This window comes from Tenacibaculum discolor, assembly GCF_003664185.1.
In the GTDB taxonomy this organism is placed as follows: Bacteria; Bacteroidota; Bacteroidia; order Flavobacteriales; family Flavobacteriaceae; genus Polaribacter; species Polaribacter discolor.
Window position 1 is genome coordinate 149,709 of the sequence record NZ_RCCS01000008.1, and the last position, 21,030, is coordinate 170,738.

The window sequence follows — 21,030 nt, forward strand, 5'->3', positions numbered from 1 at the left end:
CTCCTATTTTTTCGTTAATAAAAAGCAAATAAAAACCCTTTTTACAGACGCTGAATATAGTATTTTCGCACCCTTTCTTACAGGAAAAAATTACATTTCAAGGGCACGAGAACAACTATGAACGACGAAAAAAACTGGTTACAATATTATAAAAACAGCTTATCTGATAGTGAAAACTTAGCTATCGACATTAGTAAAATAAAAAACCTTTTTTATCAAAAATCATCCGATTTAAGCAATGCGCTCATCAATTCTAAACAAGCAAGTCAACTGTTAGATGTTGAAGAACGTAGAATTAATCGATTAAAAGGAATTACTAAAAAAGACAATCCTAAGTGGCATAAAGTAGAAGAAACTAAAATATTAATTGCCCCCTTTCATTTAGTTTATCAAACCGACAACACTAAATTCAAACAACGCACTATTCATCCTTTTTGGATTAGTGCTATTGTAAATCGTTCAGGGCAATTATCAGCTCCAAAAGATGGCTTTCCTTTAATTGTTCGCAACTATCTAACCCCAATGGCAGATGTAAAGAACGATTTTATCTTTTCTTCTATCGATACCGTTTTAGATGCTAAAGAATTAGCTTCTCCTGATTTTGAAAACAGTGAAGATTCTGTACCTTGGGATGAATACTGGAACTATATTAACGAAGTATTTTCTGCGATAACTTTTAGCAACCTATACCGTTATCAAGTAGAACGCTATACCACGCAATATGAGCTTACTTACTTTGCTTTAAGTTCTAAAATTTCTACAGCAAAAAGTATTTTATTTCTGTATGAAAACCTACTTAAAAATACGAATGAATTACCCGTACTCTCTAAAATCATCAACCCATATACTAGAGAACGACAAGAAGCCATTACCGATAACGGATTTTTAGTGTATAACCATTTGCATTTAGGGCAAATGTCAAATAAATTTCCACTTTCTGTTAGTCAACGTAAAACATTACTATCTTATTTAGTAGCAGAAGAAAATGCAGTTACCGCTGTAAACGGACCTCCAGGAACAGGAAAAACTACACTTTTACAAAGTTTAGTTGCTACCGAATTTGTAAAAGCCGCTATTAACGGTGAAGAAGCTCCTATAATCTTAGCTTGTTCAAACAACAACCAAGCAGTAACCAATATTATTGATAGTTTTATCAATTCTGAAAGCACTATGGAAGAATTAGCCAACCGTTGGATTCCTGATTTTAACGGATATGCTACCTATCTTCCTTCCAGTTCAAAAAGTGAGAAAAAACTGGCCAATATCAATTATTTAAAAGGAAACCTATTTGGTCATGAAGGAACCTTATGTAATCTAGAAAACGAAAAATACATTTCAGAAGCTGAGTACTATTTCTTAACCAATTACTGTAATTACTTTAATACCCAAACAAATTCACTTGACGATGTTTGCAATCATCTACAAGAAGAAATTATTGGGATTCAAAATATTTTAGCAGATGGTGTTGACTATTCTAGAAACTATATTAATGCGGTAAACTATATTAACAGCATACTCGTACACGAAGAAGATTTCATCGAAAAAAGTACGTTTAAAATCTCCAAACTACAAGAATGGAGAACTGTTTTAAACGATTTAAAAACAGCTACAAAAGACACTGATTTTATTGATAAAGTAAAACACTATTTTATTGACGAAGCTAATTTTGAAACAAGAAATGCTGAACATATTTTTAAGACTACAGCAGAAACATTATTAGATGCTAAAAAAGCTGCTGCATACATAAAAGAATGTACAAATAATGTAAACCTGTTATTGCAATCGCATTTAAGCCTAAAAAATTGGAAGTATGAAAACAACATTAAAGGATTTCCTTTTGTCTCAGAAGAACAAATGTGGGCATACGAATATGAAAAAATAAACTCTAACGATGCAACACAACGTTTCTTTTATGATGAATTAGATATTGATTTACGTCATAAAGCATTTTTATTAGCAACCCATTACTGGGAAGCTCGTTGGTTACTAGAAACCAGAGAAATGTTGGAGGAAAATACCGAAAAAGGGACAGGAGAATACGCTATCAAAGCAAAATGGAAACGAAGAGCTATGCTTACTCCGTGCTTTGTCGCTACCTTTTATACAGCTCCAAGTCACTTTTTATACAGTCAATTTCAAGGAGAAAACGAAAACGGAAAACCTATTTTTGAATACTTACCGCTATACAACTTTTTAGATTTGTTAATTATTGATGAAGCAGGTCAGGTTACTCCAGAAGTAAGTATCCCTGTATTTTCATTAACTCAAAAAGCCTTTGTAATAGGTGATTTAAAACAAATAGAACCTATTTGGTCTATTCCTAAAAAAATTGACCAAGGAAACTTAACAAGTCTTGATATTATTGAAAATCAGAATGACACACATTTAGATGAGTTAGGTTTTTTAGCTTCTAGCGGAAGCATTATGAAAATGGCTCAAAATGCCTGTGAATTTGAAACTCCCCTACCCGCAAAAAAAGAACAAGGATTGGTTTTGTTAGAGCACAGACGATGTAATGATGAAATTATTAGTTTTTGTAACGAATTGGCGTACGATGGAATTTTAAAACCTATGAAAGGGAAGGCGAAAGAAAACCAAGCTTTTCCATCAATGATGGCATATCATATTGAAGGCGTTAGTGAACGTAAATACAACAGTCGTCAAAACATTAGTGAAGTAAAAGCCATAATTTCTTGGTTACAGCAAAACAAAGAAACCATTCAAGAAGCCTACAATGTAGAAGCCATTGAACCTGTTTTAGGAATCATTACCCCTTTCGCAAGTCAAAAAGGAGAATTATCTAAAGCTTTAACCGATGCAGGTTATAAAGTAAGCGATATAAAACTAGGTACCGTACATGCGTTACAGGGAGCAGAACGAAATATTATTTTGTTCAGTTCTGTATATTCTAATGATGATGAAGGAACCTTGTTTTTTGAAAAAGACAACAAGCCTAATATGCTAAATGTAGCGGTTTCTAGAGCCAAAGAAAGTTTTATTCTTTTTGGTGATACCCGAATTTTTGATGAAACCAAAAATACGCCTTCTGGAATCTTAAAAAGACACCTAAATATTTATGAAATGGCAAACTAATTATGTTTTTGTACACCAAAAAAAATTACAACTAAAAAAATGTACAACTGTTGTACACTAAAAATTTTGATAAAAAAAATAGTGTACAGTACTTGTACACCAAAAAAATCACCAATTTAAAAAGTGTACAGGAAAGCACCTAACTTGCTATTAAACATTTTTAATAACATTTAGAAAAATGTTAGTTTCATATTTTAGTAATTAAAAACTAATAAATAACAACAAAAAAAGGAACGATATAATCGTTCCTTTTTTTAATATATACAGACTGTAAACTTATTTTTTAAACTCAGTAATAGTCTTCTTAATAATATTAATACAGTCTCTTAATTGTTCTTCGTTCATTACTAATGGTGGTGCAAAACGGATAATGTTTCCGTGTGTTGGTTTTGCTAACAATCCGTTGTCACGTAATTTTAAACAGATATTCCAAGCTGTTTCACTTTCTTCGGTATCGTTAATTACAACAGCATTTAACAATCCTTTACCACGTACTAACGTTACTAATTCGTTTTCTTTAGCAAACTCAGCTAACTCTTCTCTAAATATTTTACCTAAACGCTCAGCATTTTCAGCTAACTTTTCATCTTTAACCACCTCTAAAGCTGCAATAGCTACCGCTGCAGCAACAGGGTTTCCTCCGAAAGTAGAACCGTGGTTACCAGGTTTAATAACATTCATAATGTCATCGTTTGCTAATACTGCAGATACTGGATAAGCTCCTCCACTTAAAGCTTTACCTAAAATTAAAATATCTGGTTGAACATCTTCGTGGTTTACTGCTAATAACTGACCTGTACGTGCAATACCTGTTTGTACTTCATCAGCAATAAATAATACATTATGCTTTTCACATAACGCTTTAGCTGCTGCTAAATATCCTTCAGAAGGCACATATACCCCAGCTTCTCCTTGAATAGGTTCAGCCATGAAACCAGCAATATTATTGTTGTTTTCTAATGCTTCTTCTAAAGCTTGTAAATTATCGTATTCAATTTTAATAAACCCTTCAGTAAACGGACCAAAGTTTTTACGTGCTACAGGATCGTTTGAAAAAGAAATAATTGTAGTCGTTCTTCCGTGGAAATTATTCTTACAAACAATAATTTGTGCTTCGTTTTCATCAATTCCTTTTACTTCATACGCCCATTTTCTACAGATTTTTAAAGCAGTTTCTACAGCTTCAGCACCCGTATTCATTGGTAATAATTTATCAAAACCAAAGTATTCTGTTGCAAATTTTTCATACTTTCCTAACATATCGTTATAAAAAGCACGAGAAGTTAACGTTAATGTTTGTGCTTGGTTTACCATTGCTCCAACAATTTTTGGATGGCAATGTCCTTGGTTTACTGCAGAGTAAGCTGATAAAAAATCATAATATTTTTTTCCTTCAACATCCCATACATATACTCCTTCTCCTTTACTCAATACTACTGGTAATGGATGGTAGTTATGTGCTCCGTATTTGTTTTCTAAGTCAATCGCTTGTTGCGAAGTTAATTGGTCTAAAACAGCCATTTTTCTTAATTTTTTAAAATTTATAAAATAACCATTCCTTATCTACCTTTATCCTTTCGAAAAAGAAGTTTCGAAAATTCAGCGTGGGAAAGAAATCATCCCTAGCTACAAAATTATTAAATTTAAGTGACTTTCATAGACTTTGAAGGGTCTAAAAATACAAACAACATAACTTTTTTTATGGTTTACAATAAAACCATAGTTAATCAGTTTTTTTTATCTTTAAAGAAATTAACTAAATATCATTTTATGAAAAAAATCTTATTTTTATTACTGCTTTCAATAGCTGTAATTGGGTGTAAATCTACATCTGTAACTAACACTAAACTTGACAATAAAACTGAACGAATGCTAAAAGGTAACTGGACTATTACTGCTGTAAACTTTCCAGGTTCAAACTACCTAAAAGTAAACTCATTTAATTTAGAAGACTCTAACTGCTTTATTGGTAGTAACTGGAGTTTTGTTTCAAACAACAACAAAGGAGAAATGAGCTTAAATAATCCAAGTACAGATTGTAAAGACTTTAGCTCTCCTATTACATGGTATGTTAATAAAGATGGAAACTTTGTATTAAAGATTATTAATAATCACAAAGCTAAAGACGTTAATGCTGGATATATTTTAAGGTTACGTAACGTTACCGAAACTAGTTTTGATTTAATAGATCAAGTTAACGTTGCAGGGCAAGTAAAAGACATTACATATTCATTTCAAAGACAATAATTAATAAGAATATTATGAAAAAATCAATCATTTATAGTTTATCAATTTTATTTTTAGCTGGCACAATTTTTACCTCTTGTAAATCTATACAAAACGCTAACAACACTCAAAAAGGTGCTGCTATTGGTACTGCTGCTGGTGCTGTAATAGGTGCTGTAATAGGTAACAATGTAGGAAGCAAAAACAACTCTGAACTAGGTGCCATTTTAGGTGGTGTTGTAGGTGGTGTTGCTGGTGGTGTAATTGGTAACCAAATGGATAAGCAAGCTCGTGAAATTGAAGAAGCTTTACCAGGTGCAGAAGTAGAAAGAGTTGGTGAAGGTATTAAACTTACTTTAGGAGAAAATGCTGTTCGTTTTGCTACTAATAAAGCTACTTTAACAGCTACAGCGCAGGCCAACTTAGATAAATTAGTACCTGTATTTAAAGATTATGAAAACACAAATATTGTAATTTACGGTTATACAGATAGTACTGGTGCTGTTGATTATAACCAAAAACTTTCAGAAAAAAGAGCTAATTCAGTAAGAAACTACTTAGCTGGTAAAGGATTAAACAACAGTCGTTTTGAAACTAAAGGACTAGGTGTTAAAGATCCTATTGCTACTAACGATACTGCTGAAGGAAGAAGTAAAAACAGACGTGTTGAGTTTGCTATTGTTGCAAACGAACAAATGATAAAAGAAGCTAAAAAAGAAGCAGGTCAATAAAAAAGCCTTCACAACAAAGATTAAAGACTACTCTAAATGAGTAGTCTTTTTTTTATCTTCAAACCATATCTTTTCCTAATTTTGCACACCATAAATCATAGTATAGAATGCCAAGAAGAGAGCGAAATAAGTTTGTAAAAAGAGGACAAGTCATTGAAATTTTAATTGAAGACTATGCCTTCGGCGGAAAAGGAATTGGAAGAATACGTTCAGAAGAAGGTGTTTTTGTAGTTTTTGTTCCTAACACTTTACCAGGACAATTAGTAAAAGCACGTGTAGATAAATCAAAAAAGAAGTATGCAGAGTGTAAGTTAATTGATGTTTTAAAACATTCTGATGATGAAGTATCTGTTCCATATCAAGATATTCCTGGAGCACCTTATATTCAATTACCTATAGATTTACAACACAAATACAAGCAAGAAAGTACTTTATCTTTATTTAAACGTATTGGTAAAGTTGAAAATATTGAAGACCTATTTGATGAGTTTATTGCTTCTCCGAATGTATTTCACTACCGCAATAAAATGGAATATGGTTTTTCTGCCATTGGTTATGACCGTAAAAATAAAACCGATATAGATGAGTTTACATTAGGTTTTAAACGTCGTGGTGTTTGGTGGATGGGTGATAACCTTGAAAAAGATTCTGGTTTATTTGACAAACAAGTTGAAGATAACATCAAAAACATTAGAGAGTATTGTGAAAAAACTGGTTTAGCGCCTTGGCACGGACCTAAAAAAGAAGGTTTCTTTAGGTATTTTGTGGTAAGAAAATCATACAAAACCAACGAATTGTTATTCAACTTAGTAACCACTTCTCACGATTTATCAAAATTTGATTTAGATAAATTCGCCAACTATCTAGTAGAGTTATTTGGTGATAGAGTGGCTGGTTTATTACACACTATTAACGACGAAACTGGTGATAGAACTATTGCTACTTCAGGAAGCGTTAAATTGGTATACGGAAAAGATAAAATTGTAGAAGAGTTATTAGGGTTGAATTTTGAAATTAGCATGAAAAGCTTCTTCCAAACCAATCCTAAATCTGCCGAAAAACTATATACCAAAGTAGTTGATTATGCGTTAGAAAACAAAGATGCAATTGACAATACCGTAGTGATGGATTTATTCTGTGGTACTGGAACCATTGGGCAAATTATTGCTTCAAAGTCGAATAACACTAAAATTGTTGGTGTAGATATTGTAGCCTCTGCTATTGAAGATGCTAAGAAGAATGCAGATCGAAACAATATTGAAGGTTTACAATTTTATGCAGCTGATGTAGGAAAGTTCTTAAATGAACACCCACAATATAAAAACAAAATAAGAACCATTATTTTAGATCCAGCTCGTGCAGGAATTGCACCAAAAACGCTTAAGAAAATCATAAACTTAAACGCTGATAGAATGGTTTATGTATCTTGTAACCCAGCAACACAAGCTCGTGACACGGAGGAATTGATAAACAACGGATACCAATTAAAAAAGATTAGTTTAGTAGATCAATTTCCACATACATCACACATAGAAACGGTGGTTTTATTTGAAAAATAACATAGTTAAGTTGATGCGTTTAATTGTTTAAAAGTTTATTTGCTATGAAAATTTATTCTTTTGAAAAATTAGAAGTTTGGAAAGAAAGTATTTCACTAACTAAAAATATATATAGTTTAACTGATAGCTTTCCTGCAAATGAAAATTTTGGATTAACATCACAACTAAGAAGAGCTACTATTTCAATAGCCTCTAACTTAGCAGAAGGTACAGCACGAAAAAGTAATAAAGATAAAGCTCATTTTATTACTATTTCTTATAGTTCAGCAATGGAAGTGTTAAATCAGCTCATAATATCAAAAGAACTAAATTATGTTTCTGAAAAAGATTATATTTTAGTCAGAAAAAAGCTAGAAAAGATAACTAATATGTTAAACGCACTAAGAAAATATCAACTTAACGCATAAACAACTAAACAGATAAACAGTTATATGAAAAAATACATTGCTCTATTCATACTTCTAGTAGGTTTAACAGCCTGTGAAAAAGATGATTTCTGTACACAAAACCCAGTAACACCCAATTTAGTGCTTCGTTTTTACGATATCGATAATACGAATGATTTAAAAAGTGTAGAACGCTTATCTGTAATTGCAGAAGGTAAAACTGATAGTCTCTTTACCAATAGAACAACAGATAGTATTGCTATTCCTTTAAACAGTTTATCTCAGAAAACAGTCTACACATTAAAAATGAATGATGTAGATGGTAATATAGCTAACAATAAAACCGCTACGCTTACTATTGAGTATAACCCTGAAAAAGATTTTGTTTCTCGCTCATGTGGTTTCAGAATTATTTATGAAAATGTAACTTTAAGTAATACAGGTTGGATAAACAGTTTATCAACTACAGAAGTTCCTTTAATTGACAATCAAGCTAGCGCCCATGTACAAGTATTTCATTAGTTTATGTTTCGTTTTTGTATTTGTGAACGGATACTCACAAATAAATACATCTAAAGAAGAAACCAAAGAAAAAAAAGATACCGTTACATATAAAACAGGATATGGCTTACGTATCGGATTAGACATTAGTAAACCTGGTCTTGCTATTATTGACAAAAGTTATAGTGGTCTAGAATTAGTGGGTGATTATAGAGTATCTAAAAAATGGTATATCGCTACAGAGCTAGGTTTTGAAGATGAAACTACCTATGAAGATTTTTCGTCTTCTAGTTCAAAAGGAAGTTATATTAGACTTGGAGCAAATTACAATGCTTATGAGAATTGGTTAGACATGAATAACGAAATTTATGTTGGTATGCGTTATGGTTTTGCCATATTTGACCATACCTTAAATAGCTACCAACCTAATGTTTCTTCGGGTACCGAAAACTTACCTCCTTATTTTCCCTCAAACCCAGTTACAACACCTATGTCTGATGACGGACTTACCGCTCATTGGACTGAATTACAACTAGGTATAAAGGCAGAAACTTTTAAAAACCTGTTTATAGGTTTTAGCTTTTCATATAAAATTATGTTAAGTGTTGACGATCAAAAAGGTTTTAAAACACTATACACACCAGGTTTTAATCGTGTTTTTGAAAGTAGTACAGGATTCGGATTCAATTATACAATATCGTACTTAATCCCTTTTGTTAATAAATAAATTATCAGCATACGCTTGATTTTACTAACTTTACTGCCTGAATAATAAAACTTATTAACAATGAATAAAATTCCAAGCGTAAACTTAGCAGATTTTTTATCAGACGATGCTGAAAGAAAACAAAAATTCATCAATGAAATTGGTGACGCTTATGAGAATATAGGATTTGTAGCATTAAAAGGGCACTTTTTAGACGATGAATTAGTAGACAACTTATATGCTGAAATCAAGAAGTTTTTTGATTTACCTACAGATGTAAAAGAAAAATATGAAATTCCAGGTATTGGTGGTCAAAGAGGATATGTTTCTTTTGGTAAAGAAAGTGCTAAAGGAAAAAAAGAAGGAGATTTAAAAGAGTTTTGGCACTTTGGTCAGTATGTTGATGCAGATTCAAAGTATGCTAAAGAATACCCAGAAAATGTAGAGGTTGAAGAATTACCTGAATTTAACAAAGTAGGTAAAGAAGCATACCAAATGTTAGAAAAAACAGCTAAATACGTGTTACGTTCGTTAGCATTACACTTAGGCTTGGAAGAAACGTATTTTGATAACTATATTAAAAACGGAAATAGTATTTTACGTCCAATTCACTACCCTCCTATTACTACTGAACCTAAAGGAGCTGTAAGAGCTGCTGCTCATGGAGATATTAACTTAATTACTTTGTTAATGGGAGCACAAGGAAAAGGATTACAAGTACAAAACCATAAAGGAGAATGGATTGATGCTATAGCGGAAGATGATGAATTAATGATTAATGTAGGTGATATGTTATCACGTCATAGTAACAACAAGTTAAAATCAACAATTCACCGTGTAACCAACCCTCCTAAAGAATTATGGGGAACATCTCGTTATTCAATTCCATTTTTTATGCACCCTGTTTCTGATATGAAACTAGATGTTTTAGAAAACTGTATTGATGAAAACAACCCTAAGCAGTTTGAAGATATTACTGCGGGTGAGTTTTTAGATGAGCGTTTACGCGAATTAGGATTGAAAAAATAAATCTAATGGATTTACAAGATCAATTAAAAAATTTATTTCCAGAACATCAGTTTGAAGAAAAACCTGTAGAAAAAAAACCTGATATCTGGTTACAAGAAGAACCTATTCTTTGCAAGTATGAAAAACGAAAAGGGAAACCAGTTACCATTATAGATGGTTACAATGGAGCTACTCAAGATTTTAAAAAACTTGCTAAAGAAATTAAAACTAAGCTAAGTGTTGGCGGTAGTTTTAAAGACGATAAAATCATAATTCAAGGAGATTATAGAGATACTATAATGCAACTTCTTAAAGATAAAGGATTCAACGTAAAACGCGTTGGTGGATAAGTAAAAATGTCGAAGAATTGAATCTTCGACATTTTTTTTATATTTACAACTTTTGTAAAGTGTTAAATACCAACCAATAAATAATAACGTATAAAATAAATCGTTTATTATTATATAAATAAAGAAATCAACAAATTCCCTAGAAATCATGAAACATTCTTTATTACACATAACTAATGGAGACGTCACAACTCAAAGGCTTCAAAAATTAAACATTGAAGGTGATATTATTACATGGCGTGAAATGTTATGTGAAGGAAAAACATCTGTAGACGTAGGTAGTGAAGACTTCTGGAAAACTCGTTTTGACTTTTTAAAAACTACGTATAAAGTTACTAAGAAGAAGTTTATAGATTATACCCTTAAAGAGTACCGTAACCTTTGTAATCAAAAACAACAAGATGAGATTGTTTTATGGTTTGAATACGATTTGTTTTGTCAAGTAAACATGTTAGCGGTAATAAGCTGGCTAAAAAGATATCGTAAAAACCACAAAATATCTTTGGTTACTAGTGGTAAAATAGATAACTCTAAAAAACTATATGGTTTAGGTGAATTATCTGATGACCAATTAATAGAGCATTTTAATAATAAAATAGAGCTCTCTCAAGACGATATTGAGTACGCAGACTACATTTGGCAATTGTATTGTTCAGATAGTCCGTTACCTCTTGAAAATGCGCATAAATTCAATCCAGAATCACCATTTGTATATTTAGAAAGTGCCATAAAAGCACATTTACTTCGTTTTCCTTCTATTGAAAATGGATTAAACCATATTGAAAATAACATATTAAAAATAGCTAACGAACATACTTTTGCCAACCAAAATGAATTCGTAGCTAATCTTTTAACTCACCAAGAAAACTACGGATTTGGTGACATTCAATACGTTAACAAGCTTGAAAGCCTTAAAAAGCTATTTACCTCTTTTGATCCTGTAAAACTTAGTAAAACAGGAAAGAAAGTATTGCAAAACCAAACTAATTATTATGCAAAGATTCGTTCTGATTTTTCGTATCTTGGTGGCGCAAAAAAATACAGCTATCTCTATGTAAACTCTACTGATAAGCTGTTAAAAATAACATCGTAAATGAGTATACAACATTCTGAGCTCATCTTAAATCCAGATGGTAGTATTTACCATTTGAATTTAAGACCTGAACATATTGCTACCGATATCATTTTTGTTGGAGACCAATATCGCGTCGATAAAGTTACCAAACACTTTGATACCATAGAGTTTAGCACCCAAAAAAGAGAATTTAAAACCACTACTGGTACCTATAAAGGAAAAAGGATTTCTGTAATTTCTACAGGAATAGGTCCTGATAATATTGATATTGTTTTAAACGAGTTAGATGCGTTAGTTAATATCGACTTAAACACACGTCAAGCTAAAGAAAAGCATACACAGTTAAATATTACCAGAATTGGAACTTCGGGTTCTTTGCATGCAGACATTCCTGTTGATAGCTTTTTATTAAGCTCTCATGGATTAGATTTAAACGGAATGCTTCAATCATATCAAGTAGATAAAATTTCACACCCTGATATTGAAGAAGCTTTTATAAAACATACCAGCTGGAGTACAAAAAAATCGTACCCATTAATTGTTTCTAACGGAAAAGCTTTAGAAGATAAGTTAATATCTGACAAAGTATACAAAGGTATAACTGCTACTGCTGGTGGATTTTATGGTCCTCAAGGACGTGTTTTACGTTTACCTCTACAAGACCCTGATTTAAATAAAAAGATTGATAGTTTTAACTACAACAACAATCGAATTACCAACCTAGAAATGGAAACTTCTGCTATTTACGGATTAGCTAAATTACTAGGACACAATGCTTCTTCAATGAACGCTATTATTGCTAATAGAGCAAACGGAACGTTTAGTGAAGATCCATACAAAGTAGTAAATGATTTGATTGTATACACTCTTGAGAAATTAGTTAAATAAATGCTAAAATTAAAAATAGGTGGTGTTCCAGAACATTTTAATTATCCATGGTACATCACTTTAAAAAATAAAGAATACACCAAAGAAGGAATAAACTTACGCTGGAAAGATTATCCTGGAGGTACAGGAGCTATGGCGAAAGCTTTACGCTCTGGTGAAGTTGATATTGCCTTAGTACTTACTGAAGGAATTATAAAGGATATTATTAACGGAAATCCGTCAAAAATTACACAAACCTTTGTAAAAAGCCCGCTTGTTTGGGGAATCCATGTAGCTGCCAATTCTAAATTTAAAACTATTGACGATTTAGAACACGCAACTGTAGCTATTAGTCGCTTTGGTTCAGGTTCTCAACTTATGGCAATTGTAAATGCTCATAACAATGGTTGGGACATTAATAAATTACAATTTAAAGTAGTTGGAGATTTGCAAGGAGGAATTGATGCTTTAACTAATGGAGAAGCAGACTATTTTATGTGGGAACACTTTACCACCAAACCATTGGTAGACAATGGTACTTTTAGAAGAGTTGGTAATTGCCCTACTCCATGGCCTTGTTTTGTTATTGCTGTTCGTGATGAAGTATTAGAAAATCATTTTGAAGAAGTAAAAAAAGTACACGATATAATTAATAATTGTACTAAAAACTTTAAAGATTTTGATAATATTGATGAAGTTCTTTCTAACAGGTATGAACAACAAATAGAAGATATTCAAGAATGGTTATCTATTACTGAATGGAATGACGGTGAAGCTATTTCTGAAAATTTAATTTCGGACATACAAAATAAAATGGTAGAGTTTAACGTTATTGAAAAGAAGGAAAATTCTGGTGACTTAATCAGAAATATGTATATTTGATTTTTATAAAACGGAATAATGATGAAAAAAGTAGTATTTATTGCAATTTGTACTGTTAGTTTATTAGGTTTTTCTTCTTGCGGAAGTACTAGTCCTTGTGGATTAGCAAAAACTAATCAAAACAAACAAAAACAACATCAACAACAAGAGATAGTAGTTGCAGATGCAACTGAAGTAGCAATCGCTGAATAAGTTGATGTTTCTTTATTCAAATTCAATAAATCCGCTTTTTTAGGCGGATTTTTTTGTTACTTTTAAAAATATGAAAAAGTTGATAAAATTTGCTACGAGACTCTTAGTTTTTATTATTGTTTTATTCTTAACTGATTTATACCTTTTAAGAGGTTATTATTCCGCTCCATTAATTAATAAATTATATAATCCAGAAATAAGTAGTATAGAGAAAAAATCAGATGCACTAAACATACAAGTCAGTAGACAAAGGAAGGTTTTACAAATAAACTTTAAAAACAAATCAATAAGACCTTTTTTAGTGTGGACGTATCGTTGGAATGCTTTATTCCCTGTTAATGACTCTGTTTTTTCTTCACACTATAGGCTAAAAACTAAATTTCCAAAATATGAAAATGAGTATCATTATGGATTAGATTGTGGAACTGGAGCGGGAACATTTTCAATAACTCCCTTAGAAAGTTTCTCTTCTAAAATAACTGAAGAAAAATTATTAGAATATTTTTGCATAGGAGCATATCATCAATACAATGAAAAAAGTGACACTATTAATGATTTGATTTATGATAAACCTTTAATGGTTATTGATGGTAGAAAAAACACTTTTAAAGTTTTTCCTAGAGAAGACCTTACAAAACAAGATAGTATAAATGTACAACTTTATTTACCTGTTTTCTCTTTTACTCATCAGAATTTATATTATGTAAAATCTAATTTTTTTAAGTTGCCTTATTCTAAAATGATTGAACAATTAATCAAAGAAAATAGTCAAGTTTTTAAACAAATAAATAATTAATTCTTCTTTTTTAGCATAGGCACAAATCTAAAACCACCTAGTTCATGCTTTTCAAATTCTTTTGGCGACTTTCTAATAAACAATGTCATTACTTGCTCTTTATCTCCCACAGGAATCAACAACCTACCTCCTACTTTAATCTGTCCTAACAATGCTTTAGGTACATATGGTGCTCCAGCTGTAACAATAATTTTATCAAAAGGAGCTTCTTCTGGCAACCCTTTATAACCATCACCAAAAATAAATCGTTTAGGTTTATAACCTAACTTTGGTAAAAACATCGAAGTTTTTTTAAACAGCTCATGTTGTCGTTCTATTGAATACACCTCTGCATCCAACTCTAACAATACCGCTGTTTGATAACCAGATCCTGTTCCTATTTCTAATACTTTATCGCCTGGTTTTATTTCTAATACTTGTGATTGAAATGCCACAGTATAAGGCTGAGATATTGTTTGTTCAGCAGCAATAGGGAATGCTTTATCTTGATAAGCATGTGCTTCAAAACTACTATCCATAAACAAATGTCTTGGAATTTTTCTAATAGCCTTTAACACTTTTTCATCATTAATTCCTTTTGCTTCTAAAACGTTTGCTAATTGATTTCTAAGTCCTTGATGTTTGGTTGTATCCTTCATTCTTACATTAATCTACCAATAGGTATTACTAGCTAAATTACTATAAAACCTATAATTTCTTATTTAAAATACCCTTTATGGGGCTCACTAATTATAAAATTTCGGCAGGATAAAAGTAGTAATAAATCTGTATAAAAGTGTATCTTTGTTTGCGTTGATTTTTTGTGGAAATCATTTCTTTTTCAACAAACCAATCAAATAACTAATAATCTTTCACTTATGTTAAAAGCTGGAGTTTTAGGCGCAGGTCACTTAGGAAAAATCCATTTGCGTTTGTTACAACAATCAGAAAAATACGAATTAGTAGGGTTTTATGACCCTTTTACAGAAAACGCACAAAAAGTAGCTGATGAGTTTGGCTATAAATTATTCGATTCAGTAGAAGCATTAATTGATGCTGTTGAAGTAGTTGATATTGTTACTCCTACTCTTTCTCACTTTGATTGTGCTAAACAAGCCATTGAAAAAGGGAAGCATATTTTTATTGAAAAGCCTATTACTAATACAGTATTAGAAGCAGAAGCTATAAGAACTTTAGCTAGTCAACATCATGTTCGTGGTCAAGTTGGACATGTAGAGCGTTTTAACCCTGCTTTTATGGCTGTAAAAGACTTGATTGACACACCAATGTTTATTGAAACACATCGTTTAGCTGAATTTAACCCTCGAGGAACAGATGTTCCTGTTGTTTTAGATTTAATGATTCATGATATTGACATTATTTTATCTGTGGTAAATTCAAAAGTAAAGAATGTGCATGCAAGTGGAGTATCAGTTATTTCAGAAACTCCTGATATTGCCAATGCACGTATTGAATTTGAAAACGGTTGTGTTGCAAACCTAACAGCAAGTAGAATTTCAATGAAAAACATGCGTAAAAGTCGTTTTTTCCAAAGAGACGCTTATATCTCTGTAAACTTTTTAGAAAAGCAATCTGAAGTTGTTAGAATGAAAGATGTGCCAGAAAAACCTGATGAGTTTGCTATGATTTTGCAGAATGCTGAGGGAGTTAAAAAGCAAATTTATTACGATAATCCTGAAGTAGTTGCCAACAACGCTATTTTAGATGAATTAGAGTCGTTTGCAGATGCTATTAAGAATAACACTACTCCTATTGTTTCGTTACGTCAAGGTACTGAAGCTTTACGTGTAGCACATCAGATTATAGACTGTTTTTAGAATAAAGTAAATAAGTAATAACCGCGTTAGGGATTGCAGTGAAAATCCTTTTTTGTTATTCTGAGTGAATCGAAGAATACAACAAAAAAGATTGTAGCGGAAAGCCCGACCCGCAGGGGAACGCCCATATAAATATCAAAACACAACAACATGAAAAATATCGCCGTAATTGGAGCAGGAACAATGGGAAATGGAATTGCGCATACTTTTGCTCAATTTGGATACAATGTTCAACTTATCGACATTTCGCAAGCTGCCTTAGATAGAGGTCTAGCAACCATTACTAAAAACTTAGACAGAATGGTAGCGAAAGAAAAAATTACTGAAGACGATAAAAATAATACTTTAAATAACATTACTACACATACTTCTATTAAAGAAGGTGTTCAAAACACTAGTTTAGTTGTTGAGGCAGCTACTGAAAATGTAGATTTAAAACTTAAGATTTTTAAAGATTTAGATGAAGCTTGTGCTGAAGATACTATTTTAGCTACCAACACTTCATCAATCTCAATTACTCAAATTGCAGCAGCTACCAATAGACCTGAAAAAGTAATTGGAATGCACTTTATGAATCCTGTACCAATTATGAAATTGGTTGAAATTATTAGAGGATACAACACTTCTGATAAAGTAATGGACTTTACAGTTGATTTAACTAAGAAAATTAATAAGGTTCCTGTTGAAGTAAACGATTACCCAGGTTTTGTTGCCAACCGTATTTTAATGCCAATGATTAACGAAAGTATTGAAACTTTATACAACGGTGTTGCTGGTGTTGCTGAAATTGATACTGTAATGAAATTAGGAATGGCACATCCAATGGGACCATTACAATTAGCTGATTTTATTGGGTTAGATGTTTGTTTATCTATTTTAAACGTAATGTATGACGGATTTAAAAACCCTAAGTATGCTCCATGTCCGTTATTAGTAAACATGGTTGCAGCAGGAAAATTAGGAGTAAAATCTGGAGAAGGTTTTTACGATTATTCAGAAAGTAGAAAAGCAGAGAAAGTAGCGAAGATGTTTTCGTAAGCTTTGACTTATAACTATATAAAAAAGGGAAGTTTCAATTGAAACTTCCCTTTTTTATATAAATGTGATTGATACTAAAACAAGTTTATCATCATACTAAGTTTTAACACGAAGTATCTGCGATGATTTTCCATTCTCCTTGTATCTTCTTAAATATGATCATAAAAACGCCGTTAGCGTCTCCTACAGCTCTTTTTAAATGATATTCTCCCATAACTGAATAAGCTCCATTAGTAATTTTAGAAATATCATTAACCTTAAACGTTAATGTTCCCGAATGCTCTTTTGTTGGATACCCTTTTTTATAGTTATCTAAGGTTTTTTGCCAACCGAACGTAATTCCGTTGCGTCCGTAAAACTTTAATGAATCACTTTTCCAATACCCTTGCATAAAACCTTCTAAATCGTGATTAGACCAAGCTTCTTCTTGTGCTTTCATTACTGATAAGATTTCTTGCTTTTCTGTTTCTTCTGAAACAGTTTGAGTTGCTTCTTCTTTACACGCAACAAATAGTGCCAATAAAAAAATGACAGTTAATAACTTCTTCATCTTAAAATAATGAATTTATAATTTCTTTTATAGTAATACCTTCAGCTTCTGCTTTGTAGTTTTTTACAATTCTGTGTGATAAAATAGGAATAGCTACTGCTTGTACATCTTCAATATCAGGTGAGTATTTTCCATGTACTGCTGCATGTGCTTTAGCTGCTAAAATTAAGTTTTGAGAGGCTCTAGGGCCTGCTCCCCAATCAATATACTTTTTGATTAATTCTGTTGCTTTATCAGAGTTAGGACGTGTTTTACCTACCAACCTAACCGCATACTCAACTACATTATCTGCTACAGGTATTTTACGAATCAACTTTTGAACTTCAATAATTTCTTCTGATGAAAAAATTGCATTCACTTTTTGTTCAGCTATTGAGGTAGTATTTTTTACGACTTGTACTTCTTCTTCAAAACTTGGATATTCCAAGTTAATTGAAAACATAAAACGGTCTAATTGTGCTTCTGGTAATGGGTATGTTCCTTCTTGCTCAATTGGATTTTGCGTAGCTAACACAAAAAATGGCAATTCTAACTTATAATGATGCCCTGCAATAGTTACCGATTTTTCCTGCATAGCTTCTAATAAAGCCGCTTGTGTTTTAGGAGGTGTACGGTTAATCTCATCTGCTAAAATAATATTCGAAAAAATAGGTCCTTTTATAAATTTAAAATGACGTGTTTCATCTAGTATTTCACTACCTAAAATATCAGAAGGCATTAAGTCTGGGGTAAACTGAATTCTATTAAAATTAAGCCCTAATGCGCTAGAAATTGTATTTACTAATAAGGTTTTTGCCAGTCCAGGCACTCCTATTAACAGCGAATGTCCTCCACAAAAAATTGATAGTAATGTATAATTTACAGCTTCTTGCTGCCCTATTATAACCTTACCTATTTCTTGTTGTAGTTGGCTGTACTTTTCTACTAATGTGTTTACTGCTGTTACGTCAGACATAAATCAAGTTTTTCTTTGTTCAAAAAAATTTAATTACAAACTTTTATAAAATGAAATTCCCGCTTTCGCGGGAATGACAATATACTAAATTTATTATTTCTTACTTGTTTTCTTTTTTCCAATCTTTCTTAAAAGTACACTTCTTATAATCGTTGCTTAATTTTAAGTAAGTTTCTTGGATTTTTTCTTTCGTCCATTTTGTAATTTCTTCCTCTTTTTTCTTAGCTAAAGCAAACTGTTGCATTCTTACATAGTCTTCTACTAAATCAGCTTTATGTGTGTCTGTTTTCTCTTTTAATAAGATTACTTTATACATCTTTTCACCTTCACGAGTTTCATCGTAATAAACATCACATAATTCACCTTGTTTTAATTCACTAATTCTTGCAAATAAATCTGGTGGCATTCTTGTTAACTCAAAAGTAGGCTCTTGTGTATAAGGGTTCATTATGATACCTGCACTATTTTTTGTTTCTTCATCTTCAGAATACTTCTTAACAGCCTCTTCAAAAGTTATTTTTCCTTCTTTAATATCGGCTACTATCTTTTCTATTTGCTCTTTAGTTTCTTTTAATTTTTCGTCAGAAACCTCAGGTTGCATTAAAATATGTGATACTTCACGTTGATTCCCTTTTATTTTATGCAACTGAAGTATATGATATCCAAAAGCAGATTTAATAGGCTCAGAAATTTGATTTACATCTAATGAAAAAGCAGTTTCTTTAAACTCTTTAATGAACGGGCTATCTTTTGTAATTACATATTTTCCGCCGTTTTGAGCAACTCCAGGATCTTCTGAATTGATAATTGCTTTTAACTTAAAGCTGGCACCATTTTCTATCTCTTTTTTAATCTCTTTTAGCTTGTTAATTACACGCTCTTTCTCTTCTTCTGTTGGCTCTGCTTTTATTACTAATTGTTGTAATTGAACTTCAGCAGGTATTTCAGGAAGCTCTCCTTTATCTTCTAGCCCTTTGAAATAAATACGAATTTCTTCAGGAGTTACATCAATATTTTCAGTAATTTTTTGCTGTTCTTTTTCAATTAATAGATTTTCTCTCTGAACTCTTCCTAATTCTTTCTTTAAATCTTCAACATCATTAAAACCATAAGCTTCAACTACTTTTTCTTCACTACCGTATTCTTGTGTAAAGAAAGCAATACTTCTATCTACTCTACTATCTATTTCTGATTGAGATACTGTAACACTATCAATAACCGCGTGGTGAGCTAATAACTTTTGCTGCATTAATTCTTCTAACATTTCACAGTCAGAAATCTTTACCTTTCCTTCACTTCTTAACTCTACCTCTTGCTTAAACTTATCTATATCAGAATCTAAAACAATGTTTTTACCTACTACAACAGCAACACCATCTATTTTAGTTCCTTGTGCGTTTAATGTTGTTAAGCTTGCTAAAAACAACGTAAATGTTATACTAATATTCTTTAAAGTTCTTGTTTTCAATTGCATCATTTATCAGCGTTTTTTCAATATCTCGTATTAATTCTAATTTTCTTTTATGTAAAATAATTTGCTTTATTCTAGGGCTTACATAGCTTAATGGAGCCGTAGCATTTTTTGGTAACATATTTTTTACAGCGACCAAATATACTCCTAAACTATCTTCTTTTTGTATGAATTTTGATATTTTTAACAAGTTTTCTTTCGTTTCGTTACGAAAAGGTGGAATTTTTTTCTTTAAATAGTCAAAAGTTACCCAAGTTGAATCTTGCAAGCGATACGATTTAAAATTTAATAAATGTCTCTCTAAATCTTCTTTATCTTCTTCTTTTTCTGATTTAAACTGTTTTATTGTTTCTTTTTTATCCAAGTAGTTTTTACCAAAGTGTACATATTCAAACTGTAGCAATTCTTCACTTACTTTAAAATTCTCTTTATTTTCTTGGTAATACAACGCTATTTCCTCCTCAGTAACAACTGTATCTAATTGTTGTTTTATTAAACGCTCTTTATACCCATTAATGTATAAGCTCTTTTTATAATCGTTAACTAAGCTTTGTATTTCTTCACTGTTTACTTCTGATATATTTTCTTCGGCTTTTACATACAATAATTCTTGCTTTGCCCAAGAATTAATTAATCCTTTCACTATAACTAAACTATCTTTAGGTGAAAGGTTTTTTGGTAATAAACCTGCAATATCTTTCTTATACAAATGTTTATTATAAACAGTAGCTATTGGTCTTTCATTTGTAACCTTTTTAGTTTTTAAACTTATAAGGTCACATGAAACTATTACTAATAAGGTAATTAAATAAATATATTTTCTCACT

The 21,030-nt window shown here is 31.5% G+C and carries 22 protein-coding genes; 16 read left to right on the forward strand and 6 right to left on the reverse strand.

Going from position 1 to position 21,030, the window contains the following annotated elements:
• Positions 1-117 precede the first annotated feature (117 nt).
• Positions 118-3,093, forward strand: a complete 2,976-nt coding sequence (locus C8N27_RS11240; RefSeq protein ID WP_121147453.1) for a DEAD/DEAH box helicase — start codon at positions 118-120, stop codon at positions 3,091-3,093.
• 276 nt (positions 3,094-3,369) lie between these two features.
• On the opposite strand, the gene rocD is transcribed toward C8N27_RS11240, so the two are convergent.
• A complete protein-coding gene (gene rocD, locus C8N27_RS11245; protein ID WP_121147454.1) occupies positions 3,370-4,614 on the reverse strand; it encodes an ornithine--oxo-acid transaminase in 1,245 nt (414 codons plus the stop codon).
• Positions 4,615-4,863: 249 nt separating this feature from the next.
• Here rocD and C8N27_RS11250 point away from each other — a divergent pair, with 249 nt between their 5' ends.
• The 13 genes from C8N27_RS11250 (at position 4,864) to C8N27_RS11305 (ending at position 14,372) form a co-directional block, all read left to right on the forward strand.
• The gene (locus C8N27_RS11250) at positions 4,864-5,340 is read left to right on the forward strand and encodes a lipocalin family protein (protein WP_099216129.1); all 477 of its coding nucleotides are present in this window, start codon (positions 4,864-4,866) and stop codon (positions 5,338-5,340) included.
• A 14-nt stretch (positions 5,341-5,354) separates the two neighbouring features.
• Positions 5,355-6,050: a YiaD family glycine zipper/OmpA-like lipoprotein gene (locus C8N27_RS11255; RefSeq protein ID WP_099216081.1), complete on the forward strand. Its 696-nt coding sequence runs from the start codon at positions 5,355-5,357 to the stop codon at positions 6,048-6,050.
• 107 nt (positions 6,051-6,157) lie between these two features.
• The gene (gene rlmD / locus C8N27_RS11260; RefSeq protein WP_121147455.1) at positions 6,158-7,609 is read left to right on the forward strand and encodes a 23S rRNA (uracil(1939)-C(5))-methyltransferase RlmD; all 1,452 of its coding nucleotides are present in this window, start codon (positions 6,158-6,160) and stop codon (positions 7,607-7,609) included.
• Between the two features lie 44 nt (positions 7,610-7,653).
• Entirely contained in the window at positions 7,654-8,016 is a 363-nt protein-coding gene (locus C8N27_RS11265) for a four helix bundle protein (protein ID WP_099216083.1), read from the forward strand.
• Between the two features lie 24 nt (positions 8,017-8,040).
• Positions 8,041-8,517, forward strand: a complete 477-nt coding sequence (locus tag C8N27_RS11270; RefSeq protein ID WP_121147456.1) for a DUF6452 family protein — start codon at positions 8,041-8,043, stop codon at positions 8,515-8,517.
• A complete protein-coding gene (locus C8N27_RS11275) occupies positions 8,498-9,223 on the forward strand; it encodes a DUF6048 family protein (protein ID WP_047789011.1) in 726 nt (241 codons plus the stop codon). The genes C8N27_RS11270 and C8N27_RS11275 overlap by 20 nt, the downstream gene beginning before the upstream one ends.
• 60 nt (positions 9,224-9,283) lie before the next feature.
• Entirely contained in the window at positions 9,284-10,231 is a 948-nt protein-coding gene (locus C8N27_RS11280) for an isopenicillin N synthase family dioxygenase (protein ID WP_073183641.1), read from the forward strand.
• A 5-nt stretch (positions 10,232-10,236) separates the two neighbouring features.
• Positions 10,237-10,560 carry a translation initiation factor gene (locus C8N27_RS11285; RefSeq protein WP_099216085.1) on the forward strand — a complete coding sequence of 108 codons (324 nt, stop codon included), beginning with the start codon at positions 10,237-10,239 and terminating at the stop codon, positions 10,558-10,560.
• 148 nt (positions 10,561-10,708) lie between these two features.
• Entirely contained in the window at positions 10,709-11,653 is a 945-nt protein-coding gene (locus C8N27_RS11290) for a DUF1835 domain-containing protein (protein ID WP_121147457.1), read from the forward strand.
• Positions 11,654-12,523, forward strand: a complete 870-nt coding sequence (locus tag C8N27_RS11295) for a nucleoside phosphorylase (protein WP_121147458.1) — start codon at positions 11,654-11,656, stop codon at positions 12,521-12,523. It begins immediately after the preceding gene.
• Complete coding sequence (locus tag C8N27_RS11300; RefSeq protein ID WP_121147459.1) at positions 12,524-13,384, forward strand: substrate-binding domain-containing protein; 861 nt, start codon at positions 12,524-12,526, stop codon at positions 13,382-13,384.
• Positions 13,385-13,402: 18 nt separating this feature from the next.
• A complete protein-coding gene (locus C8N27_RS15945; protein ID WP_167444751.1) occupies positions 13,403-13,576 on the forward strand; it encodes a hypothetical protein in 174 nt (57 codons plus the stop codon).
• Between the two features lie 70 nt (positions 13,577-13,646).
• On the forward strand, positions 13,647-14,372 hold the full coding sequence (locus tag C8N27_RS11305; protein WP_121147460.1) for a hypothetical protein: 726 nt from the start codon (positions 13,647-13,649) through the stop codon (positions 14,370-14,372).
• Here the strand turns inward: C8N27_RS11305 and C8N27_RS11310 are convergent.
• Positions 14,369-15,010 (reverse strand): protein-L-isoaspartate(D-aspartate) O-methyltransferase, encoded by a 642-nt coding sequence (locus C8N27_RS11310; RefSeq protein WP_099216089.1) that lies wholly within the window; start codon positions 15,008-15,010, stop codon positions 14,369-14,371. The genes C8N27_RS11305 and C8N27_RS11310 overlap by 4 nt on opposite strands.
• Before the next feature lie 219 nt (positions 15,011-15,229).
• Between C8N27_RS11310 and C8N27_RS11315 the strand changes: the two genes are divergently transcribed.
• Together C8N27_RS11315 and C8N27_RS11320 are read left to right on the forward strand one after the other, a co-directional pair.
• The gene (locus C8N27_RS11315; protein ID WP_028892569.1) at positions 15,230-16,189 is read left to right on the forward strand and encodes a Gfo/Idh/MocA family protein; all 960 of its coding nucleotides are present in this window, start codon (positions 15,230-15,232) and stop codon (positions 16,187-16,189) included.
• Between the two features lie 150 nt (positions 16,190-16,339).
• Positions 16,340-17,227: a 3-hydroxybutyryl-CoA dehydrogenase gene (locus tag C8N27_RS11320; RefSeq protein ID WP_121147461.1), complete on the forward strand. Its 888-nt coding sequence runs from the start codon at positions 16,340-16,342 to the stop codon at positions 17,225-17,227.
• Between the two features lie 103 nt (positions 17,228-17,330).
• On the opposite strand, the gene C8N27_RS11325 is transcribed toward C8N27_RS11320, so the two are convergent.
• From C8N27_RS11325 to C8N27_RS11340, 4 genes are all read right to left on the reverse strand, one after another.
• Positions 17,331-17,777: a YybH family protein gene (locus C8N27_RS11325; protein WP_121147462.1), complete on the reverse strand. Its 447-nt coding sequence runs from the start codon at positions 17,775-17,777 to the stop codon at positions 17,331-17,333.
• A 1-nt stretch (position 17,778) separates the two neighbouring features.
• Positions 17,779-18,732 carry an AAA family ATPase gene (locus C8N27_RS11330; protein WP_121147463.1) on the reverse strand — a complete coding sequence of 318 codons (954 nt, stop codon included), beginning with the start codon at positions 18,730-18,732 and terminating at the stop codon, positions 17,779-17,781.
• A 100-nt stretch (positions 18,733-18,832) separates the two neighbouring features.
• Positions 18,833-20,209 carry a peptidylprolyl isomerase gene (locus C8N27_RS11335; protein ID WP_121147464.1) on the reverse strand — a complete coding sequence of 459 codons (1,377 nt, stop codon included), beginning with the start codon at positions 20,207-20,209 and terminating at the stop codon, positions 18,833-18,835.
• Entirely contained in the window at positions 20,172-21,029 is an 858-nt protein-coding gene (locus tag C8N27_RS11340; protein ID WP_099216094.1) for a hypothetical protein, read from the reverse strand. The genes C8N27_RS11335 and C8N27_RS11340 overlap by 38 nt, the downstream gene beginning before the upstream one ends.
• Between the last annotated feature and the right edge of the window lies 1 nt (position 21,030).